The sequence below is a fragment of the Leifsonia sp. PARNA 1/14 genome (assembly GCF_055720965.1).
This window is the reverse complement of sequence record NZ_JBVQSP010000003.1, coordinates 301,602-314,638: the sequence shown is the minus strand read 5'-3', so window position 1 is coordinate 314,638 and position 13,037 is coordinate 301,602. Positions and strand designations below refer to the sequence as shown.

At 70.2% G+C, this 13,037-nt stretch carries 13 protein-coding genes; 6 read left to right on the top strand and 7 right to left on the bottom strand.

Annotation, left to right across the window (positions count from 1 at the left end):
- The first annotated feature begins 211 nt into the window (after positions 1 to 211).
- Positions 212 to 1,645, top strand: a complete 1,434-nt coding sequence (locus AC0HS0_RS10960) for an APC family permease (RefSeq protein ID WP_472964182.1) — start codon at positions 212 to 214, stop codon at positions 1,643 to 1,645.
- A gap of 135 nt (positions 1,646 to 1,780) precedes the next feature.
- Here the strand turns inward: AC0HS0_RS10960 and AC0HS0_RS10955 are convergent, their stop codons facing one another.
- Entirely contained in the window at positions 1,781 to 2,056 is a 276-nt protein-coding gene (locus AC0HS0_RS10955) for a MerR family transcriptional regulator (RefSeq protein WP_472963997.1), read from the bottom strand.
- 440 nt (positions 2,057 to 2,496) lie between these two features.
- On the opposite strand from AC0HS0_RS10955, the gene AC0HS0_RS10950 reads away from it, so the two are divergent.
- On the top strand, positions 2,497 to 2,922 hold the full coding sequence (locus AC0HS0_RS10950) for an Hsp20/alpha crystallin family protein (protein WP_472963995.1): 426 nt from the start codon (positions 2,497 to 2,499) through the stop codon (positions 2,920 to 2,922).
- Between the two features lie 48 nt (positions 2,923 to 2,970).
- Here the strand turns inward: AC0HS0_RS10950 and AC0HS0_RS10945 are convergent, their stop codons facing one another.
- The 3 genes from AC0HS0_RS10945 to AC0HS0_RS10935 are packed head-to-tail and all read right to left on the bottom strand — an operon-like array spanning position 2,971 to position 6,790.
- Entirely contained in the window at positions 2,971 to 4,287 is a 1,317-nt protein-coding gene (locus AC0HS0_RS10945) for an aspartate aminotransferase family protein (RefSeq protein WP_472963993.1), read from the bottom strand.
- Positions 4,288 to 4,335: 48 nt separating this feature from the next.
- Entirely contained in the window at positions 4,336 to 5,373 is a 1,038-nt protein-coding gene (locus tag AC0HS0_RS10940; RefSeq protein WP_472963991.1) for a phosphotransferase enzyme family protein, read from the bottom strand.
- Between the two features lie 7 nt (positions 5,374 to 5,380).
- The gene (locus AC0HS0_RS10935; RefSeq protein WP_472963990.1) at positions 5,381 to 6,790 is read right to left on the bottom strand and encodes an aldehyde dehydrogenase family protein; all 1,410 of its coding nucleotides are present in this window, start codon (positions 6,788 to 6,790) and stop codon (positions 5,381 to 5,383) included.
- 179 nt (positions 6,791 to 6,969) lie between these two features.
- On the opposite strand from AC0HS0_RS10935, the gene AC0HS0_RS10930 reads away from it, so the two are divergent.
- Positions 6,970 to 7,923 (top strand): AraC-like ligand-binding domain-containing protein, encoded by a 954-nt coding sequence (locus tag AC0HS0_RS10930; RefSeq protein WP_472963989.1) that lies wholly within the window; start codon positions 6,970 to 6,972, stop codon positions 7,921 to 7,923.
- A 153-nt stretch (positions 7,924 to 8,076) separates the two neighbouring features.
- Positions 8,077 to 10,068, top strand: a complete 1,992-nt coding sequence (locus tag AC0HS0_RS10925; protein WP_472963988.1) for a primary-amine oxidase — start codon at positions 8,077 to 8,079, stop codon at positions 10,066 to 10,068.
- Positions 10,069 to 10,124: 56 nt separating this feature from the next.
- Here the strand turns inward: AC0HS0_RS10925 and AC0HS0_RS10920 are convergent, their stop codons facing one another.
- On the bottom strand, positions 10,125 to 10,625 hold the full coding sequence (locus AC0HS0_RS10920) for a hypothetical protein (RefSeq protein WP_472963987.1): 501 nt from the start codon (positions 10,623 to 10,625) through the stop codon (positions 10,125 to 10,127).
- A 97-nt stretch (positions 10,626 to 10,722) separates the two neighbouring features.
- Positions 10,723 to 11,001 (bottom strand): hypothetical protein, encoded by a 279-nt coding sequence (locus AC0HS0_RS10915; RefSeq protein WP_472963985.1) that lies wholly within the window; start codon positions 10,999 to 11,001, stop codon positions 10,723 to 10,725.
- Between the two features lie 258 nt (positions 11,002 to 11,259).
- Between AC0HS0_RS10915 and hpaH the strand changes: the two genes are divergently transcribed.
- Both hpaH and AC0HS0_RS10905 read left to right on the top strand, forming a co-directional pair.
- Positions 11,260 to 12,045: a 2-oxo-hept-4-ene-1,7-dioate hydratase gene (hpaH, locus tag AC0HS0_RS10910; protein ID WP_472963984.1), complete on the top strand. Its 786-nt coding sequence runs from the start codon at positions 11,260 to 11,262 to the stop codon at positions 12,043 to 12,045.
- Positions 12,030 to 12,839, top strand: a complete 810-nt coding sequence (locus tag AC0HS0_RS10905) for an HpcH/HpaI aldolase family protein (protein ID WP_472963983.1) — start codon at positions 12,030 to 12,032, stop codon at positions 12,837 to 12,839. Before hpaH ends, AC0HS0_RS10905 begins: the two co-directional genes overlap by 16 nt.
- On the opposite strand, the gene AC0HS0_RS10900 is transcribed toward AC0HS0_RS10905, so the two are convergent.
- Positions 12,833 to 13,037 (bottom strand): hypothetical protein (locus AC0HS0_RS10900; protein WP_472963982.1); only part of this gene is annotated, 205 nt, incomplete at its 5' end. The two genes, AC0HS0_RS10905 and AC0HS0_RS10900, sit on opposite strands and share 7 nt — an antisense overlap.

The following is a 13,037-nucleotide window of genomic DNA, read 5'->3' as shown; positions in this document are numbered from 1 at the left end:
ACGCCAGCGGGACTGTTCCGCTGTGGTCAACCGCCGTGCACCGGCGGGCAAGCGCAGGGGGCTCGCGCGCGATTGGATCGTGTTCAATCGCGCATCCCGTGAGCGCGTCCCATCGAGGAGAACCCCCGTGACCTCAACCTCTGACACCGCTGTCAGCGCCGTTCCCCAGCCCGCCGCCCACCGCCGGCTCGGCGTGCCCGCCGTCACGTTCATGATCGTGGCGGCGTCCGCGCCCCTGACGGTTCTGGCCGGCGGCGTCACGACGACGTTCGCCGTCACCGGCGTGCTCGGCGTGCCGCTGTCGTTCCTCCTGCTGGGCGCCGTGCTCGCGATCTTCGCGGTCGGCTACGCCGCGATGAGCCGCTACGTCACGAATGCCGGCGCGTTCTACTCCTACGTGTCGCAGGGCATCGGCCGCCCGCTCGGCGTAGGCGTCTCGATCGTCGCGCTCGTGTCGTACAACGCGATGCAGATCGGCGTGTACGGACTGTTCGGCTATCAGGTGGCCTCCCTCCTGAACACCAAGTTCGGCTGGGATCTGCCGTGGTGGCTGCCCATCATCGTCTGCATCGCGATCGTCGGCGTCCTCGGCGTGAACCGCGTCGACCTCTCGGCGAAAGTGCTCGGTGTGCTGGTCGCGCTGGAGTTCCTGGTGGTCATCGTCTACGACGTCTCGGCGTTCGTCGTCGCACCGGAGGGAGTCAGCGCCCAGGCGCTCAGCCCCTCCGCCCTCTTCGTGCCCGGCATCGGCGCGGTGTTCGCGTTCGGCATCGCGGCCTTCATGGGCTTCGAGGGCGCCGCGATCTACGGCGAGGAGGCCAAGGACCCGAAGCGAACGGTCGCGCGCGCCACCTACACGGCCGTCGGCGTCATCGCCCTCTTCTACGCGCTGTCGTCCTGGGCGATGACGGTCGCCTCCGGCCCGGGCAACGTGATCAAGGACTCCACCGAGCAGGGCCCGAACCTGATCTTCTCGTTCCTCGAGTCGAACGTCGGCGTGCTCATCAGCGACATCGCGCAGGTGCTCTTCATCACGAGCCTGTTCGCGTCGCTGGTCAGCTTCCACAACGCCGTCGCCCGCTACTTCTTCTCGCTCGGGCGGGAGGGCGTGCTCCCGTCGTGGCTGGCGCGCGTGCGCAAGCACAGTCGGGCCCCGTGGGCCGGCTCGCTGACCCAGACGATCCTCGCGCTGATCGTGATCGCGGCGTTCGCTCTGGCCAGCGTCGGCTGGGTGCCGCCGAAGGGCGCCCCGGCGATCCTGTTCCCCGTGCTCACGCTGTTCTCGTGGCTGACGAACACTGGCGCGCTCGGCCTGGTGCTGCTGATGGCGATCGTCTCGTTCGCGGTCATCGGCTTCTTCCGCCGCTCGCAGCACGGTCTCGGCGTCTGGCAGCGGATCGTCGCTCCGGTGGTCTCGGGCGTCGGGCTGCTGACGGTCTTCATCCTGATCGTCGTGTATTTCAACACGCTGCTGACCAGCGACCCGACCGCGCCGCCGTCGGCGACCACGTTCCTCCTCCCGGCTATCGTGATCCTCTCCGGCGTGATCGGGATCGTGTGGGGCTACGTGCTCAAGGCCCGCAACCCGAAGGTCTACGCGCAGATCGGCCACGGCACCGAGGAGCAGAACGCGCCTGAGCTGTAGCGCGGTCCTGCACGTCCTCCCGGTGGCTGTGGGGGCCGCCGAAGGGCACGTAAACGCCCCTAAACCGCCGCATTAGGGGCGTTTACGTGCCCTTCGATCGGTCCGGCTGGGCCTACTGGGTGTCAGCCGTCGCCGTCAGCCGTCGAGGCGGCGGCGGAGTTCGGCGTTCTCGGCCCGCAGCTCGAGCACGCGGCCGATGCCGGCGAGATTGATGCCGTCCCCTTGGAGCGCCGCCACTTCACGGACGGCGGCGATGTCGTCGTCGCTGTAGCGCCGCGTGCCTCCGTGCGTGCGCGCGGGTGTGACCAGACCCTTCTCCTCGTACAGGCGCAGCGTCGCCGCCGGCAGGTCTGCGAGTTCCGCAGCGACCGCGATGCTGTAGAGGGGCACATCCCCTGGCCTGTCCGTCATCCTTAGAGTTTCCTGTTAATGGGAAATATTGTCAAGCTGCGGGTGTATTAAATCTATATCAAACGCTGTAGGTAATCTCCTTCGGATAGCGGAACGGGAGGCTCCGAGATGCAGGCGGCGACCGAGACGACGACGGCAGGGTTCGCAGACCTGATCTGTTCCGACGCGGAGCTGCTGGAGGCCGAGTTCGCCGCTCTGGTCGCGCGCATCGGCTTGGAGACTCCCACGCGCACCGGATACTCGGGGCCGGGAACGGCGTTGCCCGACGACCTGTCCGAGACGCTCACCCCGGCGGTGCAGAGAGGGCCCGACGCGCGGATCCGTGCGGTGGCCCGTTATCCGCCCGGCGCCGACGCGCTCACAGCGATATGCGGTGCGCCCGCACCGCACACAACCCACGATGCCGCAGCCATTCCAAACCGTGAAGGGAGATCACACCCATGGCCATGTCGTTCGATCCTTTCAGCCAGCTGGACAGGATCGCGCAGAGCGTCTTCGACACCAGCCGCCAGCCGCGCATGATGCCGGTGGACCTGTCGCGTGAGGGCGACAAGTACCTGCTCAACGCGGACCTTCCGGGCATCGACCCGGGATCCATCGACATCGACCTCGACGGACACCTGTTGAGCATCCGCGCCCAACGGTCGGCGGGGGACCACTCGAACAGCCGCTGGCTCCTCCAGGAGCGACCGTTCGGCAGTTACCTCCGGCAATTCACGATCGGCGACGACGTCGACACCGACGCGATCAGCGCGAGCTACGACAACGGCGTGCTCAGCGTCCTCATCCCCATCGCCGAGCGCGCGAAGCCGCGCAAGGTCGACGTCGAGTCGGCGGGCAGCGGACGCAAGGCCGTCACCGCCTGAGCCGTCGCCCGTCTCGGCGCAGCGACGCCGAGGGGCACGTAGACGCCCCTAAAACGCGGAAATAGGGGCGTTTACGTGCCCCTCGGCGTCGGCAAGCGCGTCGGCGAACGCGGCGAGCAGGAGGTCGACCTCGGGAGCGTCGATCGCCAGGGGCGGGCGCATCTTGAGGACGCTGTCGTGGCGGCCGATGCGGCTGATCAGCACCTGGCGGGCGCGCATGGCCTCCACGACGGCCTTGGTGCGTGCCGGGTCGGGCAGCGCGTCCGCCGACGCGGCCGGGCGGTCGTAGACCTCCACGCCGAAGAAGAGCCCGTCGCCCTTGGGCACGCCGATCCACGGGTGCTCGGACCCGAGCGCGGCCAGCGCCTCCCGGATCACGTGCCCGTTGGCCTGTGCGCGTTCGACCAGCCCCTCATCGCGCAGCACGTCGAGCACCGCCAGCCCGGCTGCCGCCGAGACGGGATTGCCGCCGAAGGTGTTGAAGTACATGTTCCGCGGGCCGAACTCGTCGAGCAGCGCGGCCGGGAGTGCGACGCCGCCGAGCGGATGACCGTTGCCCATCGGCTTGCCCATCGTCACCAGGTCGGGCACGATTCCATGGTTGCGGTGGCCCCAGAAGCTGCGGCCGGTGCGCCCGAAGCCGGACTGCACTTCGTCGGCGATCACCAGACCGCCGGCCCGGCGCACTCGGGCGGCGAGCCCGCTGACATAGCCGGACGGCACCCGGTTGAGGCCCTCGGTCGAGAACAGCGAGTCGAACAGCACGGCGGCGACGTCGAACCCGTCCGCCTGCAGGGAGGCGATCGCCTCGTCGACCTCCCGGAGCGCGGCCTCCAGCGCGGCGTCCGCGGAGAGTCCGCGATCCTGGCCGTCGAGGTCGGGGATGCGCAGCGTGCGCACGTGCGGTCCGAGACCCTCGTGGGCGCGCAGGCCGGTCGTCACGCGGGCGAGCGCCTGCGTGTGACCGTGATAGCTGAAGTCGGAGATCAGGATGCCTGACGCCCCCGAGTGCTGCGTCGCGATCCGGAACGCCAGGTCGTTGGACTCCGAGCCGCTGTTCGTGAAGACGATGCGGTCGATGGCGTCGTCGAACGTCGCCAGCAGCCGCTCGGCGTAATCCACGACGCGGTTGTTCAGATAGCGGGTGTGGATGTTGAGCGTCGCCGCTTGCTCCGCGATCGCGGCCACGACCCGCGGATGCGCGTGGCCCACGTGCGGGACGTTGTTGTAGCTGTCCAGGTAGCGGTCGCCGTTCACGTCGGTGAGCCACACGCCCTCGGCGTGCACGAACTCGAGGGGACGGTCGTAGAACAGCGGGCTGTAAGGGCCGAGGGTGTCGTAACGGCGGGTCAGGAGGTCGGTCATGAAGCTGCTTCCAGACGGTCGGAATCGGGTCGGGGTTCGGGGAGGTCGTCAGCCGGCGACGAGTTCGGGCCACCCGGTGCGACCGGTGGCGAGGTAGAGGGAGGAGGCGCGGAGGATGTGGGGGAGGAGGTGCTCGAGGTGGAAGCGCGTGGCCTCCTCGTCGGGTCGCTCGACCGACCACGCGAGGTACGAGAGGGCCCGAGCGAGCAGGAGCGATACCCACGCCTCCGCGTCGCGCCGGGCAAGCGGACGTTGCGAGCGGTAGCCGTCGAGCACCGCGGCCACGAGTTCATCGCCGTGCGGGTGCCCGGTGAGGAAGAAGCACGCCGTCGCCAGGTCGAACAGGTACCATCCCTCCCCGCAGTCGTCGAAGTCGATCACGACGATCCGGCCTTCCGAGACGAGGACGTTCTCGAGCGTGAGGTCGGCGTGGATGGGGCCGTAGCTCGCGGCCGTGCGGTCGAGGGCGGCCAGGTCGTGCGCGAGTGCGGCCTCCACCCGCGCCAGCGTCTCGCGCTGGTCGGCCGAGAGCGCAGGGAGGTCGTGGGCGCGTCCCCAGAGTGCGTCGGGTCCGCAGAGACCGGCGGCGTCCCACGCGTGCCGGTCGTAACCGGCGGGCGCGCCCGAGCGCTCGGCGCAGTCGTGCAGGAGCGCGATCGTGCGGCCCAGCTCGCGGAGGTCGCCGTGCGCCGGGCGAGCGCACCCGGTGAACGTGCCGGGCGACGAGCCGAGCGGCGTCGCGGCGGGCAGCCACTCCTGCATCGACACCTGGAGGGTCGCGCCGGTCAGGTCCGCCACGTGGGCGACGTGCGTGCCGTCGCCGCGCCGCAGCGGTCGCGCGACGCCCACTCCGGCGCCGGCCAGCGACTGGAGGAAGGCCGACTCCGACTCGATCTCGCTGTCGGTGTGGTAGCCGGGGCGATGCACTTTCAGCGCCCAGTCGCCCGCGTCGGTGGTGACGCGGAAGACCACGTTCTCGCGGCGGTCGACGAAGTGGAGGCCGGCCTCCCGCGGGAGCCCGAAGTCGCTCAGCGCTCGACGCGCGACGTCCTCGGCGTGGTCGGCGGTCGTCGGCTGGGGGCGCACGTCGGCCTCAACCGTTGATGACGCGGTGCACCGAGACCGCCTTGAGGCCTTCGACACCGAACTCGACGCCGTAGCCGGAGCCCTTGACGCCGCCGAACGGGATCATCGGGTGCACTCCGCCGTGGGAGTTGATCCAGACGGTGCCCGACTGAATGCGGTTGGCCACCGCGAGGGCCTCGGCTCGGTCCGGTCCCCAGACCGAGCCGCCCAGCCCGACGTCGAGGCGGTTCGCGCTGGCGATCGCGTCCTCCACGTCGGTGTAGCGGATGATCGGGAGGGCGGGGCCGAACTGCTCCTCGTCGACGAGCGCGAGGCCGTCGGACACGTCGGCGACCAGGGTGATCGGGTAGAACAGGTCGCCCAGCTCGGTGGCGGGGGAGCCGCCAGTGACGATCCGGCCGCCGTGCGCCTTGGCGTCCTCCACCAGGCGGTTCACGATGTCGAACTGCTGCTTGTTCTGCAGCGGCCCGAGAACGTTGTCCTCGTCGAGGCCGTTGCCCATCGGGGTGGAGCGGGCGACCTCGGCCAGGGCCTCCACGACCTCGTCGTACACCGAGTCGTGCACGTAGAGGCGCTTGAGTGCGGCGCAGGTCTGACCGGTGTTGATGAACGCGCCCCAGAACAGATCCTGCGCGATCGCCTTCGCGTCGGTGCCGGGCAGGATGATGCCGGCGTCGTTGCCGCCGAGCTCGAGGGTGAGGCGGGCGAGATTGCCCGCCGAGCTCTCGATGATCTTCTTGCCGGTCGCGGTCGATCCGGTGAACATCACCTTGTCGATGTCGGGGTGGGAGGCCAGCCGGGCGCCGACATCGCGGCCGCCGGAGACGCCGATCAGCACATCGGAGGGCAGCGCCTCGTTCAGCACGTCGATGAGGGCGAGCACGCTCAGCGGGGTGTACTCGGACGGCTTGACGACCACCGTGTTGCCCATCCGCAGGGCGGGCGCGAGCTGCCAGACCGCGATCATGAGGGGCCAGTTCCACGGGCCGATCGCGCCGACCACGCCGGCGGCGCGGTAGGTCAGCTCTGCGTGCGTCTCGCCGTCGTCGATCAGGACCTCCGACTCCAGCTGCAGTGCGGCGTTGGTGCGCAGCCATGCCGCGCAGGCGCCGATCTCGAAGCGCGCGTTCGGACCGTTCAGCGGCTTGCCCTGCTCGCGGGACAGCAGCCGCGCGAGCTCCTCGGCCCGCGCGTCGACGGCGTCAGCCGCTGCGTTGAGGGCGGCCGACCGCGCCTCGTGCCCGAGGGCCTCCCATGCGGGCTGCGCCGCGCGCGCCCGGGCGATGGCCGCATCGAGCTCGTCGACGGCCGCCTCCGGAGCGTTGCCGATGACCTCACCGGTCGCCGGGTCATGGATGGGGCGTCCCTCGCCCTCCGGCAAGCTGACGCGGTCGAGCAGGTCACGGACATCGGTCATGATGGGTCTCCTCCGATGGGGATGGTCCGATGGGGATGGTGGTCCGTTCAGTCTCGCTCGGCTGGGTGCGGGGAGGTTGTCCGTAGGTGCAGGGCGGATGACGGAGGGTGCACGGACGGTGCTACCATCCTCATCACGGATCGTATACAAAGTCGTCCCGGTCCAGATTGAGGTCGATCGTGCTTCCCGAGCTTCTGCGGCCGAGCGAGTCCGCTCCCGTGCTGGACTTCAGCGCCTTCCGCACCGCCGTGTCCGAGTCGTTCGTGCCCCTGCAGGTGACCAGCGACCGGCCGGAGCCGTTCTTCGGGCGGATCCGCTCTGCGGAGGCCGACGCGATCCACGTGTCGGAGGTGAGCGCGTCCCAGCACGTCGTCGAGCGCACGCCCGAGCTCATCGCGCGCGCCGACCGCGACTACTTCAAGCTCAGCCTCATGCTGTCGGGCACCGGCATCCTCATCCAGGAGGGGCGGGAGGCCGTGCTGCGGCCCGGCGACCTCGCCGTCTACGACACCCACCGGCCGTACACGCTCGTGTTCGACGACGACTTCCGCACCATGGTGGTCATGTTCCCGAAGCACCTGATCGGGCTGCCTCCCGAGTTGGTGTCGCAGCTCACCGCCGTGCGGTTCGACGGGAGCGCCGGGGTGGGCGGCATCGTCGTCCCGTTCCTGGGGCAGCTCGTCGCGAACCTCGACCAGCTCTCCGGCGGGACCGGCGCCCGGCTCGCCCACAGCGCGCTCGACCTGACGACGACGCTGTTCGCCGACCAGCTCGGCACGGCCACCGAGCTCGCCGACCCGCATCACGCGCTGATGCAGCGCATCCGCGAGTACATCGAGGTCAACCTCTCGTCGGTGGATCTCGGGCCGACCCGGATCGCCGCCGAGCACTTCATCTCCACGCGCCACCTGCAGGGGCTGTTCCAGGAGCAGGGCACCACCGTGTCGGCGTGGATCCGGTCGCGGCGCCTGGAGCGCTGCCGCCGCGAGCTGATGGACCCGATCGCGGCCACCCGCTCGGTCGCCACCATCGCGACGCGCTGGGGCTTCGTCGACGCTGCCCACTTCAGCCGCGTCTTCAAGGCCACGTACGGCGAGTCCCCGTCGGAGGCGCGCGCCGCGGCGCTCGGCTGAGCGCTGCCCGCGATCACGACATTCGTGACGAATCGCGACATTCGTGACGAATCTCCGCGCTGGGGTGTGCCGACGGCGCACGGCGCTTGACTGGATCGGTACGGTCGGCCCCCAGCCGCCGAACCGGGCATCGACTCGTCGGATACTGGTCGCATGTCCGCCCACGCCCACACCTCCACGACCACCAGCCCGGTCGCCGTCACCCACCCGCTCGACGCGCTCACGGCCGACGAGATCACCGCGGGGCGCGCGATCCTGCAGGCCGCGGGCCTGCTCACGGCGACGACACGGTTCCCCAACGTGCTGCCGGTCGAGCCCGATCGGGAGGTCGTCGCCGGCTTCCGGGAGGGCGACCGCATCGAGCGCCGCCTCCTGTTCGTGATGCTCGACACCGCGACCGGCCGGTCGGCGGAAGCGATCGTCTCCGTGTCGACGAACGAGGTCGTCGACCACCGCGAGCTGAACACCGCGGAGGCGCCGTACGGGCAGCCGCAGTACCTGTTCGAGGAGTACGCCCGTGCGGAGGAGATCGCGAAGGCGTCGCCCGAGTGGCAGGCTGCGATGCGGCGGCGCGGGCTCGAAGACCGCATCGGGCTCGCGTTCTGCGCGCCGCTCGCGCCCGGCCACTTCAACCGCGCGGACGAGGTCGGCCGGCGCGCGATCCGCAGTCTGACCTTCCTGCGCAGCAGCGAGGACGACTCGCCCTGGTCGCACCCGGTCGAGGGGCTCATCGTCCACATCGACCTGACCCGCGGCGAGGTCATCCGGGTCGAGGACGACGGCGACGTGCCGGTTCCCGACCTCGATGGCAACTACGGGGCTGCCGCGATCGGGCCGGCCCGCACCTCCCTCAAGCCCATCGAGATCACCCAGCCGGAGGGCCCGAGCTTCCGCGTCGACGGCCAGGCTGTCGAGTGGGAGAACTGGAAGTTCCGGGTCGGCTTCAACGCGCGCGAGGGGCTAGTGCTGAACCAGGTCACGTTCCGCGACGGTGATGAGGACCGCTCGGTGCTCTACCGCGCGTCGGTGCCCGAGATGGTCGTGCCGTACGGCGACACCACCTCCACCCGGTTCTGGATCAGCTACTTCGACGCCGGCGAGTACCTGCTCGGCAAGAACGCCAACACACTGGCGCTCGGCTGCGACTGCCTCGGCGTCATCCACTACTTCGACGGCGTCGTCGCCGACGACCACGGCAACCCGGTCACCATCCCGCAGGTCGTCTGCATGCACGAGGAGGACTACGGCGTGCTCTGGAAGCACACCGACCTCGCCGGCAACGCCGAGGTGCGACGGTCGCGGCGCCTGGTGGTCTCGTACTTCTCGACGATCGGCAACTACGACTACGGCTTCTTCTGGTACTTCTCCCTCGACGGCACGATCCAGGTGGAGGCCAAGGCGACCGGCATCGTCTTCGCCGGCGCCGGCATCCCGGGCAGCAGCGACCCGCACGCGACCGAGATCGCGCCGGGCCTGTTCGCACCGGTGCACCAGCACCTGTTCTGCGCGCGGCTCGACGTCGCGATCGACGGCGACCGCAACTCGCTGTCCGAGGTCGATGTCGTCGGCATCCCGACCGGGCCGGACAACCCGTACGGCAACGCGTTCACCTGGACGACGACCCCGATCGAGCGCGAGTCGGAGGCCGGGCGGCTGGCGAATCCGGCGGCCTCCCGGGTGTGGGAGGTCACGAGCTCGTCACGCAGGAACGCGGTGGGCAAGCCGACGGCGTTCCATCTGATCCCGCAGGCCGGTGCGACCTTGATGGCTCAGCCGGACTCGAGTGTGTTCGGGCGCGCGACGTTCGCGACCAGGCACCTGTGGGCGACGCGGTTCGACCCGGCGGAGCGCTTCCCGGCCGGCGACTACCCGAACGCCCATGCGGGAGGGGCCGGGCTGCCGGCCTGGACCGCCGCCGACCGCTCGCTCGTCGACGAGAACATCGTGCTCTGGCACGTCTTCGGCCCGACGCACATCCCACGCCCGGAGGACTGGCCGGTCATGCCCGTCGACTACTCGGGCTTCGCGCTCAAGCCGTACGGGTTCCTCGACCGCAACCCGGCGCTCGACCTGCCCGACGGCGCCGCTGGAACCGCCGGCGCGGCGTGCTGCGGCGGCGGGGCGGCGTGCGCCTGCGAGCACTGACGCGGACCCCGCCGCGCGAACGGGGACGCCGTCGTCCGCGTGAGCGTTCCATCGCGTCACCCGCCGCTCTGAACCAGCACGCCCATCGGCGTCCCGTTCTGGTCGCACGCGGCGACGGCCTGAAGCATGTCGGCGTGGAACGGATCGGCGTGCGGATCGAAGGTCGCGCCGGCGACGGCGGGAGGTGTCACGGAGGTGTCTGTCAGCAGCGCTCCGACCTGCGACTCGAGCCCGTGGCTGACGAGCATCTTCAGCGCCTTCAGGGAGGTCGGCGTGGTATTCACGATCGCTGCGAACTGTGCGTCGGTGAGCGACCCCTGCTGGCGCTCGATGAACGCGTTCTCGAGGGAGGTGTTCACTGTCGCGAGCACCGCGCAGCTCTCGCCGATGCGATCGCGCGGGTCCGCGAACACCTGCGCAGCGCTCGGCGCCTCGGGAGGAGCCGACGTGGGTGAGGCCGTATGTACGAGGAGCGGCGTGTGCGGGGTCGCCGCGCATCCGGTCGCCACGAGAAGAAGTGCGGCGGCGGCTGCCACCGTCGCGAGCCTGCGCGTCATCGTCCGCCTTCGACGTCGAACCTTCGACCGCGTGACGCCGGACGCGCCGATCGGCCGCCTCGCCCCTGCGAAAGCGGCCGATCGAGCGGTCAAGGTCTCAGCCGTTGACGTTCGACAGCGCCGCGCCGAGGGCGACGCCGTAGATGATCGAGACGATGATGCCGAGCGCGACGAGGATGGCGCCCACGATGATCCCGGCCTTCGCGATGCCGTTCGAGTAGCCGGCCTTCTTCGACTGGCTGGAGGCCACGATGCTGATGATCAGGCCGATCAGCGGGAGGATGATGGCCAGGATCAGGCCCACGATGCCGAGGGTCTTGCCCGGGTAGTCGCCGGATGGCGAGGAGGACTGCTGGTACGGGGTGGTGTCGCTCATCGGATTCCTTTCAACGGGTACAGGACGCTGGGCCAGCGGTGACACCGTGCCGAGCGCACACAGTCTGACGGCACAGCGACGTCACCGCAACCACCCAGGACGGGGAATGGAGAAATCCTCGAAAAGTGCATGCCTCGCGAGACGGCGGAGAATGCGCCGTCTCGCGAGATCGTCGGGCTAGCCACGATGTACGGGATGATATACGATCCTCACGGGGGCGATCGGCTCCTGCCCTTACGACGTCGAAGGGAGCCATCGGTGCTCGACAGCCGGACCATCCAGGCCATCGCAGACGAGCTCGCGACCGCCGAGCGGGACCGCACGACCGTCCCGCTGCTGACCGCCCGCCACCCCGGCATGACGGTGGAGGACTCCTACGCCGTGCAGCGCGTCTGGGTCGAACGCGGCCTCGCAGCCGGCCGCCGGCTCGTCGGTCGCAAGATCGGCCTGACCTCCAAGGTCATGCAGCAGGCGACCGGCATCACCGAGCCCGACTACGGCGCGATCTTCGCCGACATGGTCTACGAGACCGGCTCGGTCATCCCCTTCGATCAGTACTCGAACGTCCGCATCGAGGTCGAGCTGGCGTTCGTGCTCGCGCGGCCGCTCGCTGGCCCCGACGTGACCCTGTTCGACGTGCTAGACGCCACGAAATACGTGGTGCCAGCGCTCGAGATCCTGTCGTCGCGGATCGAGCTGCAGGGCCGCACCATCGTCGACACCATCTCCGATAACGCGGCGATGGGCGGCATGGTCGTCGGCGGTCGCCCGGTCGCGGTCGACGCGGTCGACCTGCGCTGGGTCGGCGCCCTGCTCTACCGCAACGAGACCATCGAGGAGTCCGGCGTAGCAGCGGCCGTGCTCGACCATCCTGCCGCCGGCGTCGCCTGGCTCGCGAACAAGCTCGCGCAGCACGGCACCCGGCTGGAGGCCGGCGACATCGTGCTCGCCGGCTCCTTCACGCGCCCGATGTGGGTCGAGCGCGGCGACACCATCCACGCCGACTATGGAACGCTGGGAGCTGTGACATGCCGATTCGACTAGAGCCGACGCCCACGTTCGCCGACCGCCTCCGGGAGGCCGACCGCACGCTCTACGGGATGTGGTCGTGCGGCGGCAGCCCGCTCGTGGCCGAGATCTGCGCGGGCAGCGGCCTGGACGTCCTGCTCGTCGACGGCGAGCACTCGCCGGTCGGGCTGGAGTCGATCCTCGCCCAGCTGCAGGCGGTCGCCGCCTACCCGGTGACGCCGATCGTGCGGGCGCCCATCGGCGACGCCGTCGTTCTCAAGCAGCTGCTCGACCTCGGGGCGCAGAACGTCCTCGTGCCGATGGTCGACAGCGTCGAGCAGGCGGAGGCGATGGTGCGCGCCGTGCGCTATCCACCGCTCGGCGTGCGCGGCGTCGGCAGCGCGCTGGCCCGGTCGTCGCGCTGGAGCCGCATCCCGGACTACCTGGCCCGGGCTCACGAGCTGGTGTCGCTGACCGTGCAGATCGAGACGGCGGAGGCGCTCGCCGTGGCGGGCGAGATCGCCGCGGTGGAGGGTGTCGACGCGCTGCTGGTCGGCCCGGCCGACCTGGCGGCCTCCCTGGGTCTGCTCGGGCAGCAGAACCACCCGGATGTCGTTGCGGCCGTGGAGAGTGTTATCCGGGCGGGGCGCGATGTGGGCACACCGGTCGGCGTCAACGCGTTCGACCCGGCGACCGCCGACCGCTATGCGGAGGCGGGTGCGGCCTACCTGCTGGTGGGCTCCGACGTGACCTTGTTGGCGCGCGCCTCGGAGGCCCTGGCCGATCGGTTCATCGGGACGACGGCCGGCCCGGAGGCCGCGAGCTACTGATGCGGGCTGCGCGCAACTCCGGAGCCGCGGCCGCGGCCGTGGCGTGGCGCCCCGTAACTCCGGAAGTTCGCGCGCGTCGCGCCGCATCCTCCGGACTTGCGGACGGCCACGGCGGCCTCGCCGCATCCTCCGGACTTGCGGACGGCCACGGCGGCCTCGCCGCATCCTCCGGACTTGCGGACGGCCACGGCGGCCTCG

Coding starts and splice junctions, on each gene's coding strand:
- AC0HS0_RS10960 (WP_472964182.1), top strand. CDS start 212: ATGATCGTGGCGGCGTCCGCGCCCCTGACGGTTCTGGCCGGCGGCGTC.
- AC0HS0_RS10955 (WP_472963997.1), bottom strand. CDS start 2,056: ATGACGGACAGGCCAGGGGATGTGCCCCTCTACAGCATCGCGGTCGCT.
- AC0HS0_RS10950 (WP_472963995.1), top strand. CDS start 2,497: ATGGCCATGTCGTTCGATCCTTTCAGCCAGCTGGACAGGATCGCGCAG.
- AC0HS0_RS10945 (WP_472963993.1), bottom strand. CDS start 4,287: ATGACCGACCTCCTGACCCGCCGTTACGACACCCTCGGCCCTTACAGC.
- AC0HS0_RS10935 (WP_472963990.1), bottom strand. CDS start 6,790: ATGACCGATGTCCGTGACCTGCTCGACCGCGTCAGCTTGCCGGAGGGC.
- AC0HS0_RS10925 (WP_472963988.1), top strand. CDS start 8,077: ATGTCCGCCCACGCCCACACCTCCACGACCACCAGCCCGGTCGCCGTC.
- AC0HS0_RS10920 (WP_472963987.1), bottom strand. CDS start 10,625: ATGACGCGCAGGCTCGCGACGGTGGCAGCCGCCGCCGCACTTCTTCTC.
- AC0HS0_RS10915 (WP_472963985.1), bottom strand. CDS start 11,001: ATGAGCGACACCACCCCGTACCAGCAGTCCTCCTCGCCATCCGGCGAC.
- AC0HS0_RS10905 (WP_472963983.1), top strand. CDS start 12,030: ATGCCGATTCGACTAGAGCCGACGCCCACGTTCGCCGACCGCCTCCGG.